Annotated in this window: 22 protein-coding genes; 14 read left to right on the plus strand and 8 right to left on the minus strand. The window is 38.8% G+C overall.

Going from position 1 to position 22510, the window contains the following annotated elements; translation table 11 throughout:
* Window positions 1–190 precede the first annotated feature (190 nt).
* Complete coding sequence (locus KTV93_RS11660; RefSeq protein ID WP_218249139.1) at window positions 191–514, plus strand: helix-turn-helix domain-containing protein; 324 nt, start codon at window positions 191–193, stop codon at window positions 512–514.
* Between the two features lie 48 nt (window positions 515–562).
* On the opposite strand, the gene KTV93_RS11665 is transcribed toward KTV93_RS11660, so the two are convergent.
* The 8 genes from KTV93_RS11665 to KTV93_RS11700 all read right to left on the minus strand — a co-directional run bounded on the left by KTV93_RS11665 (window position 563) and on the right by KTV93_RS11700 (window position 10629).
* Window positions 563–1846 carry an AbiH family protein gene (locus tag KTV93_RS11665; RefSeq protein ID WP_218249140.1) on the minus strand — a complete coding sequence of 428 codons (1284 nt, stop codon included), beginning with the start codon at window positions 1844–1846 and terminating at the stop codon, window positions 563–565.
* A gap of 128 nt (window positions 1847–1974) precedes the next feature.
* A complete protein-coding gene (locus KTV93_RS11670; RefSeq protein ID WP_218249141.1) occupies window positions 1975–3756 on the minus strand; it encodes an acyl-CoA dehydrogenase family protein in 1782 nt (593 codons plus the stop codon).
* 99 nt (window positions 3757–3855) lie between these two features.
* Entirely contained in the window at window positions 3856–5037 is a 1182-nt protein-coding gene (locus KTV93_RS11675; RefSeq protein WP_218249142.1) for an acetyl-CoA C-acyltransferase, read from the minus strand.
* A gap of 18 nt (window positions 5038–5055) precedes the next feature.
* On the minus strand, window positions 5056–7449 hold the full coding sequence (locus KTV93_RS11680) for a 3-hydroxyacyl-CoA dehydrogenase/enoyl-CoA hydratase family protein (RefSeq protein WP_218249143.1): 2394 nt from the start codon (window positions 7447–7449) through the stop codon (window positions 5056–5058).
* Between the two features lie 46 nt (window positions 7450–7495).
* Window positions 7496–7954: a MarR family winged helix-turn-helix transcriptional regulator gene (locus tag KTV93_RS11685; protein ID WP_218249144.1), complete on the minus strand. Its 459-nt coding sequence runs from the start codon at window positions 7952–7954 to the stop codon at window positions 7496–7498.
* A gap of 162 nt (window positions 7955–8116) precedes the next feature.
* Complete coding sequence (locus KTV93_RS11690) at window positions 8117–9040, minus strand: ABC transporter ATP-binding protein (RefSeq protein ID WP_218249145.1); 924 nt, start codon at window positions 9038–9040, stop codon at window positions 8117–8119.
* Between the two features lie 2 nt (window positions 9041–9042).
* Window positions 9043–10020: an iron ABC transporter permease gene (locus KTV93_RS11695; protein WP_218249146.1), complete on the minus strand. Its 978-nt coding sequence runs from the start codon at window positions 10018–10020 to the stop codon at window positions 9043–9045.
* A gap of 36 nt (window positions 10021–10056) precedes the next feature.
* Entirely contained in the window at window positions 10057–10629 is a 573-nt protein-coding gene (locus tag KTV93_RS11700) for a TlpA family protein disulfide reductase (RefSeq protein ID WP_218249147.1), read from the minus strand.
* A gap of 32 nt (window positions 10630–10661) precedes the next feature.
* Here KTV93_RS11700 and KTV93_RS11705 point away from each other — a divergent pair, with 32 nt between their 5' ends.
* The 13 genes from KTV93_RS11705 (at window position 10662) to KTV93_RS11765 (ending at window position 22503) form a co-directional block, all read left to right on the plus strand.
* Window positions 10662–11786: a 2Fe-2S iron-sulfur cluster-binding protein gene (locus KTV93_RS11705; protein WP_218249148.1), complete on the plus strand. Its 1125-nt coding sequence runs from the start codon at window positions 10662–10664 to the stop codon at window positions 11784–11786.
* 71 nt (window positions 11787–11857) lie between these two features.
* The gene (locus KTV93_RS11710; RefSeq protein WP_218250540.1) at window positions 11858–12415 is read left to right on the plus strand and encodes a SanA/YdcF family protein; all 558 of its coding nucleotides are present in this window, start codon (window positions 11858–11860) and stop codon (window positions 12413–12415) included.
* A gap of 84 nt (window positions 12416–12499) precedes the next feature.
* Window positions 12500–13117, plus strand: coding sequence for a uridine kinase (udk, locus tag KTV93_RS11715; protein WP_218250541.1), 618 nt, complete (start codon window positions 12500–12502; stop codon window positions 13115–13117).
* A 2-nt stretch (window positions 13118–13119) separates the two neighbouring features.
* The gene (locus tag KTV93_RS11720; RefSeq protein ID WP_218249149.1) at window positions 13120–13473 is read left to right on the plus strand and encodes an FtsB family cell division protein; all 354 of its coding nucleotides are present in this window, start codon (window positions 13120–13122) and stop codon (window positions 13471–13473) included.
* A gap of 1 nt (window position 13474) precedes the next feature.
* A complete protein-coding gene (locus tag KTV93_RS11725; protein ID WP_218249150.1) occupies window positions 13475–14638 on the plus strand; it encodes a methylmalonyl-CoA mutase family protein in 1164 nt (387 codons plus the stop codon).
* A 5-nt stretch (window positions 14639–14643) separates the two neighbouring features.
* On the plus strand, window positions 14644–15810 hold the full coding sequence (locus KTV93_RS11730; protein WP_218249151.1) for a class I SAM-dependent methyltransferase: 1167 nt from the start codon (window positions 14644–14646) through the stop codon (window positions 15808–15810).
* A gap of 140 nt (window positions 15811–15950) precedes the next feature.
* A complete protein-coding gene (locus KTV93_RS11735; RefSeq protein WP_218249152.1) occupies window positions 15951–16205 on the plus strand; it encodes a hypothetical protein in 255 nt (84 codons plus the stop codon).
* 98 nt (window positions 16206–16303) lie between these two features.
* Window positions 16304–17686: a dipeptidase gene (locus KTV93_RS11740; protein WP_218249153.1), complete on the plus strand. Its 1383-nt coding sequence runs from the start codon at window positions 16304–16306 to the stop codon at window positions 17684–17686.
* Between the two features lie 53 nt (window positions 17687–17739).
* Window positions 17740–18444, plus strand: a complete 705-nt coding sequence (locus tag KTV93_RS11745; RefSeq protein ID WP_218249154.1) for an SDR family oxidoreductase — start codon at window positions 17740–17742, stop codon at window positions 18442–18444.
* 135 nt (window positions 18445–18579) lie between these two features.
* A complete protein-coding gene (locus KTV93_RS11750; RefSeq protein WP_218249155.1) occupies window positions 18580–19326 on the plus strand; it encodes an electron transfer flavoprotein subunit beta/FixA family protein in 747 nt (248 codons plus the stop codon).
* A gap of 29 nt (window positions 19327–19355) precedes the next feature.
* Window positions 19356–20303 (plus strand): electron transfer flavoprotein subunit alpha/FixB family protein, encoded by a 948-nt coding sequence (locus KTV93_RS11755; RefSeq protein ID WP_218249156.1) that lies wholly within the window; start codon window positions 19356–19358, stop codon window positions 20301–20303.
* A gap of 150 nt (window positions 20304–20453) precedes the next feature.
* Window positions 20454–21824, plus strand: a complete 1371-nt coding sequence (locus KTV93_RS11760) for a sensor histidine kinase (RefSeq protein ID WP_218249157.1) — start codon at window positions 20454–20456, stop codon at window positions 21822–21824.
* Window positions 21825–21912: 88 nt separating this feature from the next.
* Window positions 21913–22503 carry a bifunctional nuclease family protein gene (locus KTV93_RS11765; protein ID WP_218249158.1) on the plus strand — a complete coding sequence of 197 codons (591 nt, stop codon included), beginning with the start codon at window positions 21913–21915 and terminating at the stop codon, window positions 22501–22503.
* The last annotated feature ends 7 nt before the right edge of the window (window positions 22504–22510 follow it).

Genomic DNA, 22510 nt, shown 5'->3' on the forward strand with positions numbered 1-22510 from the left:
ACGTCAGTGTTTACATCTAAGATTGAATCATTTAAATCTAAGATCTATAACAATATGGTCTTAGATTTTATTTTTTAACCCTAAGACGTCAACATATATATTTTAGACTATAAGTTCGCAACTTTAGACGTAAATGTGATAATATTAATTCTATATTGAGTACTTTTAATCTCCATAAAATCATTGGGTTATGTCAACACACCATTATCTGAAATCCGGTGCTCATCCGTACCCGCATATTGGGGAATTTATCCGCGCGAAGCTCCGTGAGCTGCATGTATCGTCGCCCGAAGCGGCAAGAAGGTTGGGTGTTTCCACCAGCGCGGTGCACGCGTATTATAAGCAGCCCTCGCTGCAGTTTGGGATCATCTGGAAACTTTCGATGGCGCTGAATTACGATCTGCTGTCGGATCTTATTGCCCGTTACCCGCAGAATTTCCCGGTAAAGCCCAACCCAAAATTGGCGGAGCTGGAAAAGGAGGTGGAGATTTTGAGGGGGTTGTTGAAGAGGTAGCGTGTTATTTTGATGTGGCTGAAAGTCAGGAGAATTTGCACAGTGGGATTATTTAAATAGAGCACGTGTATATACTTTATTCACGACACGATCTCTTAAGACGGCCTTATTTGTGAAATTCCTCGTAATGTTTTTAATAATCTCACTATAATTATCAGTGTTTTCATCTTTCTGTCGGTAAAAAGGCTTGATTGAAGAACAGTTTTTATTCTCAAATAATGTATTCAATAAAGTCCTATCTGAAATTCCACATGAATGACCAAATATGAAAATTTGATAATCATCCGAATTTATAAATTGGAGTAAAGATTTATATGATATACTTTCAAGATATTTTATAGACTTAATATTTTCAAGATAATTGTTGTCATCTAAATCCTCGATAGTGTTATAATCCTTATCAATTTCATCCCCAAAACCAAATATTATTTTATTGTTTTTATCATTACCGAGTTCTCCATGAATATGTATTGTTGAAGTTGGAATCCTTTCTAATTTTTCTTCGTCATTAGGTGCCGAATTATATTGAGTTTCGATACTTGTGTAGTTAAAGTTTAGAAATAAAATTTCGTTTGGTCTGAATCGAAAATAGTTAGGAGAAGCTTCAGAAACTAATAGTTCTCTTATTTTTCTTCTCCTTCCCTTATCTTTTTCACTGTAAATAGTTGAAATAAATTTTCGCTCACGGAAATTTTCCGTAACATCATCTATATTAATTTGATCGTCTTCTAAACCTTTTATAGTAGGAAGAATCCTCTGATATTCTTGCTCTGTTAATTTATTTATAGAAGTTTCGGAAAAATCTCTTAATTTAAAATCTGAATATATTTCTTGGTAAATATTTTTTTTTAGGGTCTTATCATCTTCATTCACAGGAAATTTTTCATTAAATTCTCCTTCAACCATTTTTAAGTATAATTCAAGGTGTTTTTTCATGGCTGAAAAATCATCATTTAATTCTGTTATGGTATATCCTGAATGTGGTTTTTGAAAACAAGCTTTTAATAAAGTGTAATAGTCACTTTCAATATCTACCCAATTTAGACTCTCAATACCTCTACTTAAATTTTCTAAAAATTTATTTTTAAACCTAAGTTCTGTTCCAGTATTTTTTAATGTTTTTGTTAGTTCCCTATATCCTTGTCCTGGAAGCCACCTAGCTGGAACTTTATTTATAATGATAAAATCATCTTCATATCGTTCTTCCCTATATTCATCAGCTTTAATCTTCAAATGAAGCTCTTCCCAAAAATGATTTAAAAAATCGTAGTAACTGGTTTTAATGTTATGAGCTAAATCAAAGCCATTGCCAATAAGTATTATTCTGTTCATTGCGCTATTTTTGATGATAGTGGTAAATTTCAAATATACACAAGTTTATTATTTGCTATCCTTAGATTTATCTAAAAAAAACGCCCCGGTTTCCCGAGGCGTTTCATTTGTATTTTTAGAACTGTTTTCTAATAATGACCTTTTTCTACATAATGCGCTGCAATTTTTTCTGTCAGGGCAATTACGTTCGGTTGGTTCGTGTATTTCGTAAATCTTCTAAGACCGGAAAGCATCATGCGCTGCTCGTCGCCTTCGGCGAAAGAAATAATTCCTTCTTTGGCCGCTGCGATGATTTTTTCGGTGGCTTTGTAAAGGTTCAGCTGGGCCATCGCCACTTCCACAGAATCTGCGGTGAAGTGTTTCTCGGCTCTCAACACTGCGGATTCCGCCATGTAAATCTGGTTCAGGATTTCAGAAGCGTTTAATAACAAATGCTGCTGTTTTTCCATCTCCATCATGTATTTCTGAAGGGCAGCGCCGGAAACCATTAAAAATACTTTTTTCAGGTTCGCAATCACCGCTTTTTCTTCGCTCAGGAGTTCAGAATAATCAGGCACATCGAAAGACGGAATTCCCATCAGTTCTTTTCCTACTGCCATCGCTGGTTTCAGCAAATCAAGCTGGCCTTTCATGGTTTTCTTGATGAGCATTCCTACGGCTAGCAATCTGTTGATTTCGTTGGTACCTTCGTAGATTCTTCCGATACGGGCGTCTCTCCATGCCGCTTCCATAGGTGCGTCGGAAGAGAATCCCATACCACCGTAAATCTGAATTCCTTCATCAGCAGTATTCTGCGTTAAATCAGATACGAAAACTTTAAGGATTGACGCTTCTACCGCAAATTCTTCAACACCTTTCAGTTCAGCTTCCTGGTGATTCATTCCGCCTGCAACAAGCTCGTCGATTTTGTCCTGAACATCTTTTGCTGCACGGTAAGATCCGGCTTCGGAAACGAAAATTCCGGTTGCCATTTCTGCGATTTTCTTTCTGATTGCTCCGAAAGTAGAGATCGCAACACCGAACTGTTTTCTTTCGTTGGCGTATTTTGTTGCGTGAGCTAAGATTCTGCGCTGTCCGTCTAGGTTTGCAGCAGCAAGTTTAATTCTGCCAACGTTCAAAGCATTTAAAGCGATTTTGAAACCGTTGTTTCTTTCGCCCAGAAGATTTTCCACAGGAACTTTCATGTCATTGAAGAAAACCTGACGGGTAGAAGAGGAGCGGATGCCGAGTTTGTGCTCTTCTTCACCGAAAGTTAAACCTTCGGTACCTGTTTTTTCTACGATAAATCCGGTGATGTTTTTGTCGTCATCAATCTTTGCGAAAACGATGAAAATCTCTGCAAAACCTGCATTCGAAATCCACATTTTCTGTCCGTTAATGATGTAATGTTTACCGTCTTCGGAAAGTTTGGCTTTTGTTTTCCCTGAATTGGCATCTGAACCTGCATCAGGCTCTGTTAAACAGTAAGCACCGAATTTGGTTCCTGTCGCTAAATCAGGAAGGTATTTATTCTTTTGCTCTTCAGTACCGTAAAGAAGGATCGGAAGGGTTCCGATTCCTGTGTGGGCACCGTAAGCTGTAGCTAAAGATCCGTTTCCGCCGGATAGGTAGTCGCACGCCAACATCGTGGTTACGAATCCCATTCCTAGGCCGCCGTACTGTTCCGGCACGGTAACACCGAGGAAGCCCATTTCGCCAAGCTGACGCATGGTTGCTTCGGTTAAAGCGTAATCTTTGCTTTCGAATCTTTCGTGGTGCGGAACCACTTCTCTGTCGATAAATTCTTTCGCAGAGTCGCGCATCATTTTTTGTTCTTCCGACAGTTCTTCAAGAGTGAAGATGTCCTGAGCAGGAGTTTCAGTGATTAAGAAATCTCCGCCGATAAGTGTTTTTTGGGTTGTATCGCTCATGATTATTTGTTGTATTATGTACGATGTAAAATGTACAACGTACTGGAGTTATAAATTAATTTGAAATACTTTGTACACCGTACATTGCACTTTTTACAGTTAAAGCAGTTCGAAAATACTCGCTGCTCCCTGACCTGTTCCTACGCACATGGAAACCATGCCGTACTTGTTGCCGCGTCTTCTCATTTCATCAAGAAGCTGAACGGTAAGTTTGGTTCCGGTACAGCCCAGCGGGTGACCGAGGGCGATTGCGCCTCCGTTTACGTTGAGGATGTCAGGGTTTAATCCCAGTTCTTTCTTAATCGCTACAGATTGTGAAGCGAAGGCTTCGTTAAGTTCAATTAAGTCGATATCTTTTAATTCTAAACCTGCCTGCTTTAAAGCTTTCGGAATCGCATAGATAGGACCCATTCCCATGATTCTTGGCTCTAAACCGGCTGCTGCGTAAGCGACCAGTCTTGCTTCAGGTTCCAGACCTAATTCTTTCACCATTTCTTCGGACATCACGATCACGAAAGCCGCACCGTCACTCATTTGTGAAGAGTTTCCAGCCGTAACCGAACCGCCGTTTGCAAAAACCGGACGAAGCTTGGCTAAGCCTTCAATTGAAGTGTCTTTTCTTGGGCCTTCATCTACATTAAAATCGAATTTCTTGGTCTGCATTTTCTGGTTTTCATCCAGGAAATTATATTCAACCGGAATAGAAACAATCTGGTTCGCGAATTTTCCTTCTTCATTGGCTTTCAAAGCTTTCATGTGCGATTCGTAAGCGAACTGATCCTGCTCTTCGCGGGAAATTTTGTACTGGTTTGCAACTTCTTCTGCAGTGTAACCCATTCCCCAATAGTAATCAGGGTTTGTTTTTGCGATTTCAGTTTCCGGAACCGGTTTATAACCGCCCATTGGGATATAGCTCATGGATTCTGTTCCGCCTGCGATGATACAGTCGGCCATTCCTGCCTGAATTTTCGCTGATGCGATTGCGATGGCTTCAGAACCTGAGGCACAGTAACGGTTTACGGTAACTCCGGGAACTTTGTCGGTATTTAATCCCATTAATGAAATTAAACGCGCGACATTTAAACCCTGTTCCGCTTCCGGCATTGCGTTTCCAACGATTAAATCGTCAATTCTGTCTTTGTCGAGTTGCGGAACCGCAGCCATTAATTTTTCAATAACGGTTGCAGCCAGAACATCGGGTCTTGTAAATCTCAGACTGCCTTTTGGCGCTTTGCCTACAGCCGTTCTGAAACCTTTTATGATATATGCTTGTCTTGACATTTTTCTTAAATTTTAAAATTAGTTTCTCAACGGTTTTCCATTCTGTAACATATACTGAATTCTTTCCAAAGTTTTTCTTTCACCACAAAGCTGAAGGAAAGTTTCTCTTTCAAGGTTCAGTAAATACTGCTCGGTAACTACGGTTGGTTCGGAAAGATTTCCGCCTACCAGAACGTTGGCAAGTTTGTCGGCAATCTTTTTGTCGTGCTCAGAAATGTATTTTCCGGTCAGCATTTGGTCAGTTCCAACATAGAACATTCCGAGAGCGTCTTTTCCAAGAACTTTTACTTTCTGTTCGATCGGCTGGGTGTAACCCTGATCTGCCATCAGTTTAGCCACTTTTTTAGCTTCCAGAATCTGGGTGTTTTTGTTCACGACTACGATGTCCTTATGGTTTTCTAAAATTCCCATATCGTAAGCTTCGTAAGCAGAAGTTGCCACTTTACCCATCGCGATATTCATGAAAGCATCTCGGAGACGGTTGTTTTTAACATCATCGCTGTGGAATTCCCTTGAAGTTCTGATCGCGAATTCTTTGGTACCGCCACCGCCAGGAATTACACCAACGCCGGTTTCAACCAGTCCGATATAAGTTTCTGCAGCTGCAACCACTTTGTCGGCATGCATTGTCATTTCGCAACCGCCGCCTAAAGTCATTCCATGAGGAGCAACAACAACAGGAATTGAGGAATAGCGAACTCTCATCATGGATTTCTGGAAGTAGGCGATTGCCATATTCAAATCATCCCAATCCTGTTCTATCGCCATCATTAAAATCATTGCTAAATTCGCTCCCACTGAGAAATTTGCGCCCTGATTTCCGATGACTAATCCGTCGTATTCTTTTTCTGCTAAATCGATTGCTCTGTTCAAACCATCTAAAACTTCCCCGCCCAAAGAATTCATTTTGGAACGGATTTCAAAATTGATGATTCCGTCACCTAAATCCTGAATCGCAGAACCTGAATTGCTCCAAAGGGTTTTATTTTTTCTGATATTATCAAGAATGATAAATGCTTCCTGACCTGGAATATTGCTGTAGTTTCCTGAGTTTTTATCGAAATAAATACTTTGGCCTTCGTCGTTAACTTTATAGAAGGTTTCAACATTTTTAACCCAGTCAGAAACTTCATAACCTGCTTCTTTAGCCAGATCGATTCCTTTCTGAACTCCCACTGCATCCCAAATTTCGAAAGGTCCGTTTTCCCAGCCGAAACCTGCCCGCATTGCGTCATCTATTTTATAAACTTCGTCAGAAATTTCAGGGACTTTGTGCGAAACATATGCGAATAAAGCTCCGAGGGATTTTCTGTACAATTCGCCTGCTTTATCTTTTCCTCCGATCAGTACTTTAAAACGGTCAAGGGGTTTGTCGATATTTTTGGTAAGCTCCAGAGTAGGGAAGCTGGATTTGCCCTGAAGTTCGTACTCCATGGTATCCAGATTCAATCCGTGAATTTCAGATTTACCCTCAGCGTTTTTAGTTTTCTTGTAGAATCCCTGCTGAGATTTTGATCCCAACCAGTTATTATCCATCATTTTCTGGATATAATCAGGAAGCGCAAAAACATTGTTGAAATCATTGGCTTCAGCGCCGCTCTGACGGACACCGTTTGCCACGTGAACTAAAGTGTCAAGACCTACAACGTCAGCAGTTCTGAAAGTTGCAGATTTCGGACGGCCGATTACCGGACCGGTTAATTTATCAATATCGGTTACATTCAGTCCTAAACCTTTTACCTCGTGAAGAAGGTTCATCATAGAGAAAACTCCGATTCTGTTGGCGATAAATGCAGGAGTGTCTTTGGCTAAAACAGTTGTTTTTCCTAAGAATTTAGCGCCGTAATCCATATAGAATTTAGCGATTTCAGGATCGGTTTCCGGAGTTGGTATAACTTCCAGCAAAGGAAGATATCTTACAGGGTTGAAGAAGTGCGTTCCGGCGAAATATTTCTTGAAATCATCGCTTCTACCTTCAATTAGGAAGTGAATTGGGATTCCGGAAGTGTTGGAAGAAATTAAAGTTCCGGGTTTTCTGAACTGTTCAATTTTTTCGTAAACCGATTTCTTGATGTCGAGTCTTTCTACAACAACCTCGATAATCCAGTCGGTATTTTTGATTTTCTTAAGATCATCATCAAAGTTTCCGACGGTGATTCTGTCTGCAAATTTCGGTGAATACAAAAGTGCCGGACTGGCTTTTTTAAGCTTCTCGAAGTTTTCGGCCGCGATTCTGTTTCTCACGGATTTGTCTTCTTTGCTTAGACCCTTTTTCTGTTCGGCTTCCGTAAGTTCAAAAGGAATAATATCGAGCAAAAGTACTTCTACACCAATGTTGGCGAAGTGCGCAGCGATGCCCGAACCCATTATTCCTGAACCAAGAACCGTAACATGTTTGATTCTTCTTTTCATCTCTTAATTTTTAGTTATTATCGTTTCAGGATGCAACCTTTCGGTTTCATGCTTTATTTTTATTGTTTAAATCGTTGGCAATCTTCAGAATGTCGTGCATTACCTCCTTAAATATTTCCATTTTTTCAGCGGGAATTTTTTCCACCACTTTACGGTTAAAGTTTACCACTACTTCTTTTGAAAGATTTCTGCTGTTCAGTCCTTTATCTGTCAGTTTAATGATGACCTCTCTTTTGTCGGTAGGTGTTTTTTCTTTGTAGATATAACCGTTATCTTCTAAAAGTTTGATGATTCTTGTTAAAGACGTAGGCTCGATGGCCATTTTAGGTCCGAGGTTAGTGCTTCGCGTACCTTCCTTTGGATCGATTTTGAGAAGTGTAAGTGCTTGAACTGCAGTTGCATCGTGATCCTGAGCGAATTCAGAATACATTTTTGAAACCGCAAGCCAGGTTGATTTTAAAATAAGGTCAATATTTTCAACTCTTTCAATATTTTTGTGTTCCATGGGGCTATAAGTTGTGATTTACACAAATATAACAAAAAATACTATGCATGCATAGTATTTTTGGATTAATCAGTAAGTGCTTGATTATTAGTTTAATAATTGATATGGCTTACATAATGCTATGCATGCATAATACTTTAAACACATTCTGTAAATGTCGAATTATCCGATGTTTGCAATTAAATCTGCTACTTCGCTAAAGGAACCGCATTTTTGTTGAAAATCTGGACCTGATATTAACCAAAAAGGATCGATAAATTCAAATTTTAGTGTTGAAAGGTTTTTTGATGCATTTTTTTGGAGGAAAGAATAGAGCATTTCCTTGTGCAATGCCGGTGAAATAATCTGTGGCGGAACAAAACCTTCGTTCACGTGAAATATATTTGGGTTTAGAAGTTCATCATGTTTCAGCAGGATATCTTCAGTAATTCCGGCGTCCAAAATTCCGTCATTTACAAGCCAGATTTTATCGGCAAATTCTTTTGATAAGCGCCAATCGTGCGACGAAAACAGGATAAGTTTATTCCGTGTTTTGGCAAGTTTTCTAAGCAGTTTCAGAATAATAATTTTGTTTTCCTCATCCAAATGCGTGGTAGGTTCATCGAGAATAATCATAGGCGAGTTTTGCGCCAAAGCCCTTCCGATAAATGCTTTTTGGAGATTTCCGTCAGAGAGTTTCTGTAACGGAAAATTTGTATACTGGCTTAGATTTAAACTGTAGATAATCTCCTCAACTTCAACTTTATCTTCATCAGTTAATTCAAAATAGTAAGGATAATGAATGTATTTTCCTAACGCTATAAGGTCTGTGAGCGTATAATTTGCCGGTATCTGCGATTTAGAAAAAACCACGGCAACCTGTTCTGCGATTTCTTTGTTGGAAAGATCTTTAATCTGTTTGTTCTGAAGCCGTATTTCTCCGTCCAAAACCGGAATCTGGTTGAGAATACTTTTGATCAAAGTAGTTTTCCCGACTCCGTTATTGCCTATGAGCAAGCAGGTTTCTCCTAATTGCAGACCCGTTTCAACTTCCTGGATTAAAGGATTTTTGTAACCGAATGTTGTATTTTTAAGCTCCAGAAACATTTCTATGCTGCTTTTTTGTTATTCATCATCATGGCCAAAATCACCGGAATTCCGAACAGAGAAGTAATTACATTGAGGGGAAACTGCGTGGTTTCTGAAATGATGGAGAAGAATTCCATAATTAAAATTCCTAAAATCATGTTTAAGATCCACTGCTGCCAAAGTTTTGCAGGATTATAAATCATTCTGCAGAAATGGGGAACGACAATGCCAATAAACAGGATAGGTCCTAAAAACGCTGTTACTGAAGCAGAAAGTACCGAAGATGCAACGATTATAAATAGCTTCAACTGGTTCAGATTTACCCCTAAACTTTGTGCGTAGGCGGTTCCGAGAGAATTCCCAATGAGAGGCTTTATCGATTTAAATCCTAAAAATAAACCAATGATTACAATAATGCCCAGAACCCAAATCTGATTAGTGGAAACCTGATTGTTTGCCCCGAAACTCCAGAGAATATAGTTCTTTAGACTTTGGTTTTCTGCATAAAACTGAAGAATTGATACTACTGCTCCTGCTAAAGCAGAAACCAAAAACCCGAAAATTATAAGGAAAGACTTATCCTGAAATCTGCCCGAAAAAGCCAGCAGAATCATCATTAAAACTAAACTTCCGGCAATCGCTGAAATGCTGAGAAAACTGTTCTGAAAAAACTCAGGAAGCACAAAATTCTGTGCGAAAAATATATAGAAAGCAACGCTCAGACTGGCTACCGATGTAATTCCTAAAACCGAAGGGCCGGCTAACGGATTCTGAAAATATTCCTGCAAAAGGAAGCCGGAAGTGGGAATTGCAATTCCCGCTAATGCCATTGCCAAAACGCGGTTGATGCGAAGCTGCGCAATCTGAGAATGCTCAAAATTGGAAGAAACAAAATCCAGAAAGCCCAATTTCATGAAGCCAATGTTCAGATTAACTGCGACCGAAATTAGAATTCCGAGCGCTATGAATAAGCTTATGATCTTAAATTTTTTGGACATTATAACAAGCCCGGAAGGTTTCTAAAAACTCGGAATTTATTTAAATGAGCTTATTTTCCCGTCCAGCATTTCTTTGCTCATCATTCCGATGGTCTCGTCGGTTTTATCGCCTTTTCTCATAAAGGTGAAGGGAATAGAACCGCCGTCCCACTGCTTGAAGTTTTTAGGAAAAAACTCTGGTGTAAGTTTTTGTCCGTCAACGAGAACGATATGTTTAGAAAGGTTATTTTCTTCAGCAAATGCCTTCACTTTGGTTTCCCAGTCTTCCCGCGGATCAAGTCCAACAAAGGTAAACTTCACGGGCTGCGATTTCAGTTCTTCTATTTTTTCTTTAAAATGCGGCATTTCCCGCATGCACGGTCCGCACCATGTCGCGAAAAAGTTGGTTACGTATAAAGTGTCATTATCTTTTTTAGCAAGGATTTCAGAAGTTTCTTCGGGGCTTAATTCGATCTGCTTGAAGGGAATAACTGCCTCAGAAATCTCGTTGGATTCCGGAACAGTAACTGAATCAGCAGGAGTAGTGTCGGTATTTTCGGTAATTTTACTTTCTTTTTTACAAGCGGTAAAAGCAACCAAAATCATCGTGCTCAGAAGGAATTTTTTCATTTTATTTTTATTATTTTTGAAGGATATTTGATATGGAAAAACGATTACCCAAAGCGAAGCAGGCAGAATTTCACCGGCTAAAATTAGCGAAAAAGCAACAACTTACCAAAAACACTTTTGCGTTGGAATTTGAAATTCCGGAAGCCTTCAAATTAAATTATCAGTTTGAAGCCGGACAATATGTTACCGTAAGATATCTTTCAAAAGGAGAAGTTTTTCAGAATGATTTTTCAATGACTTCCGCACCGTTTGAGGAAAAGATTGCACTTGGAATTAAAATCAATAACGACGAAAGTTCTACCAAAGATTTATATGAGGGATTTGAAGTGGGTGATGAAGTTGAAGTTTCCGAACCGAAGGGCCGTTTTACCTTGATTTCGAAGCCGCATGAATTCCGTACGATCATTGGTTTTGGAGGCGGAATTGGGATTACTCCTTTACTCAGTCATTTCAAGAATATTCTTCATAGCGAACCGAGAACCCGACTTTTCCTGTTTTACGGAAACCGCAAGTCTGAAGAAATTGCTTTTAAAAACGAATTGGATGCCTTAGCCAAAAAATATGGCGAGCGTCTGCAGATTTTTTATTTCTTTTCTCAGGAACCCACGTCAGATAATTTATTTCACGGCAGGTTGGATGAAAGAAAATTGAAATTAATCATCAACCAAATTCTTCATTTGGATGATACCGATGAAGAAAGCACAATTTGGGACGCGGTAGATGAAGTGCTGATTTGCGGAAAAGGTGAAATGATAAAATCCCTTGCCAATGCCTGCTACAATAACGGAATTCCAAAGAAAAATATTCATTTTGAACTTTTCGAAGAGTATAATGAAGATATTTATCCTCAGGAAAAAGATTTTCCGCGGATTGAGAATATTGAAGTGGATTTTAAACTTTTCAACCACAAGTATTCGACGACTTTAGAACATAATGAGATAAAACTTCTGCAGCAACTGTTGATTCAGGGATTTCCGGTGCCTTATTCCTGTAAATCGGGAATATGCGGCAGCTGCGAATGTATGCTGGAAGAAGGAGAAGTTGAACTGCTCGAAAATGAATATTTAACTGAAAAGGAAGAAGCTTCAGGAAAAATTCTAGCCTGCATGTCTGTAGTGTTGAGTAAAAAAATAAAGGTTAATTTTGATTTGATTTAAAGCAGAATTTGAAGAGAATCTTATACATATTAAAGTCTTTTTTCACGTTGGTTGAAATGGCCCTTTTGCTGATGATTTTAGCAAACGTATGGGTTTACGCCTTAACCAACGGCCGGACTTACACCCGGATTTCGAAAATTCCACCGCGAGAAGTCGCGCTGGTTTTGGGAACATCACCAAAAATGAAATCCGGCGTTTCAAACCCATACTTTACCTCTCGGATGGACGCTGCTGCTTTGCTCTATCACCACGGCAAAATCAAAAAAATTATCGTTAGCGGCGAGAAAAGTTCCGGTTACGATGAACCTTTTGCCATGAAAAATTATTTGATTTATCAGGAAGGCGTTCCAGAACGTATCATTATTGAAGATCCAAAAGGGTTTAAGACCCAAACCAGCATAAGCAACTGCAAAAACATCTATCAAAAGAATGATGTGATTATTGTTTCGCAGGGATTTCATAATCTTCGCGCGCTTTTTTATGCCAGAAATAATGATATGAATGCGTTGGGATTCGATGCACAGGATGTTTTGAGCAACCAGAGTTATTACCGCAACCAGTCGCGAGAATTTTTGGCACGCGTTCTGGCCGTGGTTTATTATGTGTTTGGAATAGAGAGAAAAGGGTGATTCTTAATGAAATTAATTTAAATTCTTAACCCGAATTTTTATTAAAACCCGTACATAATCTTATATTTGCAGAAATTAAAATCTATGCTCGTTATCGGAATTGCAGGAGGAACAGGCTCCGGAAAAACTACCGTTGTAAACAAAATTCTACAGCAACTTAATGTGGAAGGTGTTAACGTTCTTTCTCAGGACAATTATTATCATGATAACCAGCAGCTTACTTTATCCGAGCGCGAAGTTTTGAACTATGATCACCCGAAATCAATTGATTTCGAACTGTTGATTTCACACGTTAAAGCGCTGAAAAACGGGGTAGCTATTGATCAGCCTATTTACTCATTTGTAACCCATTCAAGAACTGGAGATCATGTGCAGATTGAACCCAAAAATGTATTGATTGTGGAGGGAATTCTTGTGCTCACAAATCCCGAACTCTTAAAAGAGTATGACCTGAAAGTCTTTGTACATGCAGATTCTGATGAAAGACTGATCCGTAGAATCCGCCGTGATACACAGGAAAGAGGCCGCGATCTGCAGGAAGTGTTACACCGCTACCAGACCACACTGAAACCAATGCATATGGAATTCATAGAACCCTCAAAAAACGAAGCGGATCTTATTGTTCCCAATATGAAACAGAATACCGTGGCGATTGATTTCCTTTCAACAGTAATCAATAATACGCTGAAAAAAACACATTGATTATGAAAGAGCTGATCAAGGACATAAAGCCGAAAACACCGACGCTAAAGTTCATTCAGAAATATGTCCTGAATAAATATTTTATTACCATTTTCCTTTTTTTAGGATGGATGGTTTTTTTCGACAGCACTTCATTTCTCGTTATCAACGAAATGAATGGGGAAATAAAGAAATATGAAAGACAGCTCGCATACTATAAAGAAGAATATCAGAAAAATGATGCGTTCTACAAAAAACTCATGAATAATAAATCGGAAAAGGAAAAATTTGCCCGCGAAAATTATTTCATGAAGAAACCTAATGAAGAAATCTTTATTTTGGTGGTAGACAGCACGAATATTACGAAAACACAGTAGAATGTTCACAAAAACAACACTTTCAGACTGGGAAAACACTGTTCGGAAACAACTTAAAACCGAAGATATCTATGAGGTTCTTTCGAAAGAAAATCTCGAAGGAATTACGGTAAAACCATATTACGCTTCGGTTGAAAGACCACTTGCCAACTTACCGAAAGTGGAAGAATCAACCCAGTTGGTCGCTAGATACCGCGAAGATCTGGAAGAAAATGTGTTCGCCTTTCTTCTCGATAAAAACGTGGAAAATCTCGACGAAAAAGTTCTTTTTATCAACAATAAAGATCTTGCAGAACATATCTCCGCCGAGGAAAATAACCGCTATCTTTCGCTCATCGATATATTTTCTGAAGAGAATTCTGAATTGAATGAACAGCTCGGTAAAGAGTTACTCGCTAAAGATTTCGAAAGAAACATCTGCGTTGATGTGGCGCTTCACCAAAATTCCGGAGCTTCAATGGTTCAGCAGCTCGCTTTTGCACTGGCAAAAACCAAAGATCTTACCGAAACTTTCGGTGAAGAAATCTTGAGTAAGCTCGTTTTTCGTTTTGCTGTCGGGGCTAACTATTTCTTTGAAATGGCAAAAATCAGGGCATTCAAACTCGTTTTTAATCAGCTGTCAAAGGAATTCGGGAAAGATGAAATTCCGTATATATTCGTGGAAAATTCCTTTCGGAATAAATCCAAAAATGATCCTGAGAATAACCTGATCCGTTCAACACTTGAGCTTTCGGCGGCAATGATTGGCGGCGCAGATGCCGTGTTCAGCAATGATTTCAGGATTGAAAACGCGACTTCGCTTTCCGAAGAAATTTCTTTTAAACAGCAGATTGTTCTCGCTTACGAAAGCATTATTAATGTTTTTGATGACGGTGGAAACGGCAGTTATTATATTGAAAATATTACCCAACAGTTTGCAGAAAATTCCTGGAAATTATTTTTAGAAATCGAGAATAGAGGCGGGTACTGCGCAAATCTGAAATCCGGTGAGTTGCAACAATTAATCTATAATCAGGCTGTTGCGGAACAGAATTGGGTTGAGGAAGGCAAAATAAAACTCATTGGTGTAAATCTTTATCCGAAACATGAAAAAACCAGATCTCTGGAAGATCTTTACGATTCATCAGTGATTAAACCGGTTCGGTGGGCTGAAATGTTCGAATAAGTGAAATGAAATCAGAAGTAAACCAACTTCTTCTTACTGAAGAAATTCAAAAATATATCAATGCAAATCTCACCGCTGATTTGCATTCTTTGTTACTGAAAAAATCACCATTCCCGGAAGTATCGATGCAGGAAATTGTGCAGCAGATCAAAGGAAAAAAGGTTGCCCAGAAAAAGTTTCCCTTTCTGCTTCGGGAAGGAATTGTTTTTCCGCCAAATCTTAATCTGGAACAGGCTTCGTCTCAGGCTACCGCAGAATTTAAAGCAAAAAATCTTAAAGCAAAAAGTTTTCTTGATCTCACTTCAGGATTTGGCATTGATGCTTACTTTCTTTCTGAAAATTTTGATGATGTTACCCTTGTAGAACAAAATACTGAGCTTCTGGAAACGGTAAAACACAATTGGAAAATTCTTGACAGAAGCGCGAATTTCATCAATAAAAATTTAGAGGATTTTCTAAAGGAAAACACCGGAAAATTTGATTTGGTTTACCTTGATCCAGCGCGGCGGGATGCGCAGAAAAACAAAAAATTTCTGCTCGAAGATTTGTCACCTAATTTGTTGGAAATTCAGGAGAAACTCTGCAGAATTTCAGATCAGATTCTTATCAAACTTTCGCCGCTTATTGATATTTCTTACCTGATTTCTGTGCTGAAAAATGTCTCGGAAATTCAAATCATCGCGGTGAAAAATGAGGTAAAGGAACTGATTGTATTGATTTCTCGGGAAAATCAGAATAGTACGGTACAAATCGGCTGCATTAATCTTGAAAGCACAGATCCGGACTTTTCGTTTTCATATCACGATGAAAGAACTGCAGTTGCCCAGTTTGCTGAACCGCTGAACTTTCTTTATTTGCCGAATAACTCCGTTTTAAAGTCCGGGGCATTCAATGTCGTTGCAAACCGTTTTCAACTTTTCAAGCTTCATCCAAATACCCATTTTTATACTTCCGAAGAATTGTCAAAGGATTTTCCCGGAAGAATAATGAAAGTTGAAGTTTTGGAACCTAAAATGATTAAAAAGGGCGAAAAATATAATATCATTTCAAAAAACTACCCGCTGTCACCCGATGAAATTAAGAAGAAATATAAAATTTCTGATGGCGGAAATAATTATCTGATATTCACACAAAGCCACAAAGGAAAAATTATTTTAAGATCTGTTGAATAATCTTTTAAATATTTGGGGCAAAACGTAATATTTCTTACTTTTGGGCCATAAAAAAATTATGAAATCGCCACGAATTGTAAATGCTGGTCATGGCAGGAATTGAGTGATTGCATAAAAACTTAAAAAAATAGATATTACTTATGAAAAAAGTTATTTTAGTTTTTGCTTTGGCAAGTTTTGTGGTGAGCTGCAAAAAAATTCAGGCGGGTTCTAACAAAGGCGTTTTGAAGATGGAAGAAGGTGCCGACAGATATACTGAAGATGTTCAGGGAAGCCATGTTGAAACTCCTGCCGCAACAGTAGAAGCAACAGCAACTCCACAGGACTCAGTAAGAACTGCTGAAGTTACAGAAGTTAAAATTACTGCAGACAGTACTAAAACAGCCGTTAAATAGTAGGCTGTATTATATAAAAGAAGAAGATGTCTTGCTTATGCAGGACATTTTTTTTATTTTTACATGATTCGATTTTTAATAATTTAAGCAAAAATAAAATGCAAGAAACCCTAAATTACATCAACGAAAATAAACAGCGGTATGTTGATGAACTCTTTGAGCTGCTGAAGATTGCATCAATCTCTGCAGATCCTGCATACAAAGATGAAGTGCTGAAATGCGCTGATGAAGTTGCCAAGCATCTTAAAACTGCTGGTGCAGATCATGTTGAAGTTTGCCCGACCAAAGGTTATCCTATCGTTTACGGAGAAAAAATCATAGATAAAAATTTACCGACTGTACTTGTATATGGTCATTACGACGTACAGCCGCCGGATCCGCTTGAGTTATGGACAAAACCGCCTTTTGAGCCATATATTGAGAAAACTCCGCTTCATCCTGAAGGCGCGATTTTCGCTAGAGGTTCTGCAGATGACAAGGGCCAGTTTTTCATGCATGTAAAAGCTTTTGAAGCGATGATGAAGACCAATACATTGCCGTGTAATGTGAAGTTTATTTTGGAGGGCGAAGAAGAAGTTGGTTCTAAAAGTCTGGAAGGTTTTGTAAAAGAAAACACCGAAAAGTTAGCCTGCGATACGATCTTAATTTCAGATACTCATATTTATTCTAATGAGCAGCCAACGGTAACAACCGGCTTGCGAGGTTTGAGTTATGTGGAAGTTGAAGTAGAAGGACCCAACAGGGATTTACATTCCGGATTATATGGTGGAGCTGTTCCTAATCCGATCCACGTGCTTTCGCGAATGATAGCAAATCTTATTGACGAGAACGGTCACATTACGATTGACGGTTTTTATGACAATGTAGACGTTGTCTCTGATGAGGAAAGAGCGGAAATGAATAAATTGAAAGACGATCCGGAAGGCTTCAAAAAATCTATCGGATTGAATGGAGTAGAAGGGGAAAAAGGATATACAACTTTAGAGAGAACTTCCATCCGTCCGACTTTAGACTGCAACGGAATTTGGGGCGGTTATACAGGAGAAGGCGCAAAAACCGTAATTCCAAGCAAAGCATTTGCTAAAATTTCCATGCGTTTGGTTCCTTACCAGACTCCAGACGAAATCACCGAGAAATTCACTAAATATTTTGAAAAAATTGCTCCGGCAAATGTAAAAGTGAAGGTAAATCCTCACCATGGCGGCATGCCTTACGTTTTGCCAAGCGACACCAAAGAGTTTGCTGCAGCCAGAAAAGCAATGGAAACCGCTTTTGGTAAAGAAGTGCTTCCGTACAGAAGTGGTGGGAGTATTCCGATTACAGCGATGTTCGAGCAGGTTCTGGGAGCCAAATCAGTTTTGATGGGCTTCGGGTTAGATTCTGATGCGATTCACTCGCCAAATGAGCACTATGGACTCTATAATTTTTATAAGGGAATTGAAAGTATTCCTCTTTTCTTTGAAAATTACGCGAAATCGTAAGCCATAAAAATGCCTCTTCAGGGGCATTTTTTTAATATTTTAAATCACTAAATATGAATGAAAAAGTAGCTTATATTACAGGAGGAACCAAAGGAATTGGTTTCGGTATTGCACAGGTTTTACTTAAAAACGGCATCAGAATTGCCGTTTCTGGTAGAAAGCAGGAAGATGCGGAAGAAGCAGCGAGAATTTTATCAGAAGATGACACAAAAGTCTTCGGAATAGCGTCCGACGTTAAGAATTTTGAAGATGAAAAAAATGCCGTGGCAGAAATTATTAAAAAGTTCGGTCGTCTCGATTATGTTATTGCCAATGCAGGCCTCGGTGTATTTAAACCCGTAGATGAACTTTCTCTTGAAGACTGGAACGACATGATTGATACTAATCTCAAAGGTGTTTTTCATACGTTGAAAGCCGCAATTCCATCACTTAAAAATACGGAGGGATATTTTATCAGCATTGCAAGTCTGGCCGGAACCAATTTCTTTGAAAACGGCTCGGGATACAACGCTTCTAAATTTGGTGTGGTAGGTTTTACGCAGGCTGCGATGATTGACTTAAGAAAATATAACATCAAAGTTTCTACTATTATGCCGGGTTCAGTTTCGACGAATTTCAACGGCAACGAACCTTCTGAAAAAGACGCCTGGAAAATTCAGCCTGAAGATCTCGGTGAGCTGGTTTTGGATATTTTTAAAATGAATCCGCGTACTCTGCCGAGTAAGATCGAGATCAGACCTTCTAAACCAAACAGTTAATTATGTATGAAATATCAAATTTTGATTAATACTATGCATGCATAACATTTTATTTTTTATCTTAGCGAAAATTACTCAGGTAGTTTTGTGCAGTAATGTTATGGCTAAAAACCAATAATTAAAAATAATTAACACATGAAAATATTAGTTTGTATCAGTAGTGTTCCAGATACTACTTCAAAAATTAATTTTACAGCAGACAAGTCTGCTTTCGACAAAAACGGAATTCAATGGGTAATCAATCCTTTAGATGAATTCTCTCTAACCAAAGCGGTTAAATTGCAGGAATCTCTGGGAGCAACAGTTACCGTAGCCAATGTTGGAGACGCAGCTACTGAACCCGTGATCCGAAAAGCTCTCGCAATTGGAGCAACTGATGCAATAAGAGTAAATACGGAAGCTAAAGACAGTTTTTCGGTTGCTACTGAAATCGCGAATATTGCGAGAAATGGTGGTTACGATTTAATCCTTTGCGGTAAAGAATCTATTGATTATAACGGTGGTGCTGTACCGGGAATGGTAGCACAGTTATTGAACCATCCCTTTGTAAATGCATGCGTTGGTTTGGAAGTGAATGGTACTGAAGTTACTGCAGTAAGAGAAATTGAAGGGGGTAAAGAAACCATTTCTGTGAAATTACCAGCGGTAATCGCGGGACAGAAAGGTATGGTTGATGAAAAAGATTTAATCATCCCGAACATGAGAGGTATTATGTCTGCAAGAACAAAACCGCTTCATATTCAGGAGCCAGCAGGTTCTGAAGTTAAAGTACAGGGTGTTTCCTACGACTCGGTTCCGGCTAGAGCTGCTGTGAAGATGGTGACTCCAGATAACCTGGACGAGTTGGTGAGATTGCTTCACGAAGAGGCTAAGGTGATTTAATCTAATTTCAACATTTAAAATTAAAAAAAATGGCAGTATTCGTATATGCAGAAAATATAAACGGAGTTTACAAGAAAGCCGCTTTCGAAGCAGTTTCTTATGCAAAAGCAGTTGCTGATAAGTTGGGAGAAACCGTGACAGCAATTTCCGTAAATCCTACAGATTCGTCAGATCTTTTGTATAAATATGGCGCAGAAAAAGTCATCAGTATCAAAGATGAGGGTCTGAAAAATTTCAGTGCTAAAGCTTACGCACAGGCAGTAAATGAAGTTGCAGACGGTAATATACTGGTTTTTCCACACACCACAGATGCTTCTTCTATTGCGCCTATGTTGGTGATTATGAAGAATTATTCTTTAATTACCAACGTTCTGGAAGCTCCTGAAAGTATTACTCCTTTCCAGGTGAAAAGAAGAGCATTTTCAGGTAAAGGATTCATGCACGCAAAAGCTGATGCAGCGGGAGTTATTGTAACTGTTTCGCAGAATGCTTTCGGTGTGAAGGAAAATTCAGTTGCCGGAACTGAGGAAGTGAAAAATTTAACGGTCGTTAATGAGGATACCAAAGTTCTTTCCCACGAACAGAGTTCTGGGAAACTGGATCTGAAAGAAGCTGAAGTTGTAGTTTCTGCAGGCCGTGGAATGAAAGGTCCTGAAAACTGGGTAATGATCGAAGATCTTGCCAACACTTTAGGGGCAGCAACAGCATGTTCCAAACCTGTTTCTGATATTGGTTGGAGACCTCATTCTGAGCACGTAGGACAAACAGGTAAGGCAATTGCACCGAATCTTTACATCGCAATAGGAATTTCGGGAGCGATTCAGCATTTGGCGGGTGTAAACTCTTCGAAAACGATTGTAGTGATCAACAGTGATCCGGAAGCCCCATTCTTTAAATCCGCAGATTACGGTGTGGTAGGTGATGCGTTCCAGATTATTCCGGCCCTTAACCAGAAAATAAAAGCATTGAAAGGATAATTTTCAGCTTTAGTAGTTGTTAGAAAGCGCCGGTTTTTTCGGCGCTTTTTTTGTTCCTTGTTTTTGATTAAAGTTTGCCACTTTAACGTATCGAGCAAAAAAAAATGTAATTTTACTTTGCAAACTGTTTTTTCAGTTAAAATTATTAAGATGGAAATGTTTGTCTGGAACATGTCTATTTCTTTTCAGCTGCTTTTTATTATTGTCAGTGGAGTGATTTTTTTATACCTGCGCGAAAAAAGTTTTAAATACTACGGCCTTTACAACATCTTCCTTATCATCTATGTTCTAAGCCGCTCCGATGATATTTATTATGGATTTCAGGGGTTAATGATCCGTCTTCTTGGTCATACAGACGGGATCGTTTTTGTGCAGATTCTTAACTTTTTTATTCAGATTGTTTTTTACAGTTTTTATTCAGTCTTTGCTTTCTATTTTTTAGATTTTGAGAAGAATGCCAAGAAATATTTTAAAAGATCTCTCTGGGTTATAAAATTTCTTGCCTATCTGTTTTTTGGGTTTGCAGTCTTATGCTTTGCCATGAAAAATTCAGATCTTTTTACAACATTGTATATCTATCTCTTTATCCCGGTAATGCTTGTAATATTTGTACTAACGCTGATAAAGGCAATTCACCGTTCCGGAAAACATAAATTCTTTTTCCTTATTGGGGTTTCACTCTTTGTGTGCTGTGCATTAATGGCTTTAGCGGGAACCTTTATACCATCGCTCCATAGCAAGGATCCCATTAAATTTTTCTTTGTCGGTAATATCCTCGAAACCATTTTTTTTAGTTTGGGATTAGCTCATAAAGTAAAACTGATTAACGACGAACGCAACAGGGTAAATTTTACGGTCACCAAACACAGGCATCAGCAGCAGATCAGCAAACTCCACGGATTGCTGGAAGGCGAAGAAAAGGAAAGAAAAAGAATGGCCGAGGAACTGCATGATGGCATTGCCGGGGATTTGTCTGCGATAAAATTTAATCTCGCTTACTTAAGGCTCAATAATCAATTGCCTGAAAATGAAAATGTTTTGCATGAGGTTACTAAAATTATCGACAAAGCCTGCATCCAGATCAGGGAAATTTCACACAATCTTTCGCCTTCTTCAATTACGAATTTCGGTTTGATCGCCGCGTTGGAAAATTACTGTATGAAAATCGAAAATATCTACGGTATTCCAGTCGCTTTTAAATTTGCCGGTGAGCGCATCGATCTCAGCAGTGTAATTGAAACTCATATTTACCGGATCGTTCAGGAACTGGTAAATAACATCATCAAACACGCCGAAGCCGGAAATGCTCTTGTAGAGGTTATTCACCATCATCCATACATTACTGTAACAGTACGCGACGATGGCAAAGGCTTTGTAATGACCAAGAACGGCAAGGGCATCGGGTTGGGAAATATCGACTCAAGGATTCGTTTCATGAATGCAAAATTCACCAAATTGAGCACTGAAACAGGCAGTGTTTTCCGGATTGATATTAATCTGAATAATATTCCCGAAACCTAGTGAATGATTGCCGTTTTTTTAATGATATATTTCATTAAAAGTACTGAAAGTAAATCTCAAATCTAAAAAATCAATTATATTTGTAGCTATGGATTACAAAAGATTAATCATACGCGGAATTTCTTACAGCCAAACACAATCCGGAGCTTACGCGCTCCTTTTGGAACATGAGGAAACCAACGTAAAATTACCCGTAGTAATAGGAAATTTCGAAGCACAGTCAATTTCTTTAGGATTAGAAAAAGATATACATCCGCCACGTCCGCTCACCCATGATTTATTTGCAAAATTTGTAGCGATTACAAATTATGAACTGGTATCAGTGATCATTTATCAGATCATCGACGGTGTTTTTTTTTCAAATATAAATTTTAAGAACAAAGCCAATAACGAGGAACTAATTATGGATGCAAGAACTTCCGATGCTGTAGCGATGGCAGTTCGTTTTGATGCGCCTATTTATACAACGCCGCAGGTTTTAAGCGAAGCAGGAATTCTTTTGGAGCTGGATGAACCTTCCATAGAGGGAAGTGAAGAAGTGATAGCCGAAGGTGATTTGGCATCGCTTACCTTAGAAGATCTTCAGAAACTTCTTGAAGATGCTGTGAAGGATGAGGATTTTGATGCCGCAATGGAGCTGCAGCAGGAAATAAAAAAGAGAAACAAGAAGATTGAATAATATTGAT

Source organism: Kaistella faecalis (assembly GCF_019195395.1).
Taxonomy (GTDB): Bacteria; Bacteroidota; Bacteroidia; order Flavobacteriales; family Weeksellaceae; genus Kaistella; species Kaistella faecalis.

Excerpts from the sequence above, each read along its gene's own strand:
- KTV93_RS11660 (WP_218249139.1), top strand. The coding sequence starts at position 191 with ATGTCAACACACCATTATCTGAAATCCGGTGCTCATCCGTACCCGCAT.
- KTV93_RS11665 (WP_218249140.1), bottom strand. The coding sequence starts at position 1,846 with ATGAACAGAATAATACTTATTGGCAATGGCTTTGATTTAGCTCATAAC.
- KTV93_RS11670 (WP_218249141.1), bottom strand. The coding sequence starts at position 3,756 with ATGAGCGATACAACCCAAAAAACACTTATCGGCGGAGATTTCTTAATC.
- KTV93_RS11675 (WP_218249142.1), bottom strand. The coding sequence starts at position 5,037 with ATGTCAAGACAAGCATATATCATAAAAGGTTTCAGAACGGCTGTAGGC.
- KTV93_RS11680 (WP_218249143.1), bottom strand. The coding sequence starts at position 7,449 with ATGAAAAGAAGAATCAAACATGTTACGGTTCTTGGTTCAGGAATAATG.
- KTV93_RS11685 (WP_218249144.1), bottom strand. The coding sequence starts at position 7,954 with ATGGAACACAAAAATATTGAAAGAGTTGAAAATATTGACCTTATTTTA.
- KTV93_RS11690 (WP_218249145.1), bottom strand. The coding sequence starts at position 9,040 with ATGTTTCTGGAGCTTAAAAATACAACATTCGGTTACAAAAATCCTTTA.
- KTV93_RS11695 (WP_218249146.1), bottom strand. The coding sequence starts at position 10,020 with ATGTCCAAAAAATTTAAGATCATAAGCTTATTCATAGCGCTCGGAATT.
- KTV93_RS11700 (WP_218249147.1), bottom strand. The coding sequence starts at position 10,629 with ATGAAAAAATTCCTTCTGAGCACGATGATTTTGGTTGCTTTTACCGCT.
- KTV93_RS11705 (WP_218249148.1), top strand. The coding sequence starts at position 10,662 with ATGGAAAAACGATTACCCAAAGCGAAGCAGGCAGAATTTCACCGGCTA.
- KTV93_RS11710 (WP_218250540.1), top strand. The coding sequence starts at position 11,858 with ATGATTTTAGCAAACGTATGGGTTTACGCCTTAACCAACGGCCGGACT.
- udk (WP_218250541.1), top strand. The coding sequence starts at position 12,500 with ATGCTCGTTATCGGAATTGCAGGAGGAACAGGCTCCGGAAAAACTACC.
- KTV93_RS11720 (WP_218249149.1), top strand. The coding sequence starts at position 13,120 with ATGAAAGAGCTGATCAAGGACATAAAGCCGAAAACACCGACGCTAAAG.
- KTV93_RS11725 (WP_218249150.1), top strand. The coding sequence starts at position 13,475 with ATGTTCACAAAAACAACACTTTCAGACTGGGAAAACACTGTTCGGAAA.
- KTV93_RS11730 (WP_218249151.1), top strand. The coding sequence starts at position 14,644 with ATGAAATCAGAAGTAAACCAACTTCTTCTTACTGAAGAAATTCAAAAA.
- KTV93_RS11735 (WP_218249152.1), top strand. The coding sequence starts at position 15,951 with ATGAAAAAAGTTATTTTAGTTTTTGCTTTGGCAAGTTTTGTGGTGAGC.
- KTV93_RS11740 (WP_218249153.1), top strand. The coding sequence starts at position 16,304 with ATGCAAGAAACCCTAAATTACATCAACGAAAATAAACAGCGGTATGTT.
- KTV93_RS11745 (WP_218249154.1), top strand. The coding sequence starts at position 17,740 with ATGAATGAAAAAGTAGCTTATATTACAGGAGGAACCAAAGGAATTGGT.
- KTV93_RS11750 (WP_218249155.1), top strand. The coding sequence starts at position 18,580 with ATGAAAATATTAGTTTGTATCAGTAGTGTTCCAGATACTACTTCAAAA.
- KTV93_RS11755 (WP_218249156.1), top strand. The coding sequence starts at position 19,356 with ATGGCAGTATTCGTATATGCAGAAAATATAAACGGAGTTTACAAGAAA.
- KTV93_RS11760 (WP_218249157.1), top strand. The coding sequence starts at position 20,454 with ATGGAAATGTTTGTCTGGAACATGTCTATTTCTTTTCAGCTGCTTTTT.
- KTV93_RS11765 (WP_218249158.1), top strand. The coding sequence starts at position 21,913 with ATGGATTACAAAAGATTAATCATACGCGGAATTTCTTACAGCCAAACA.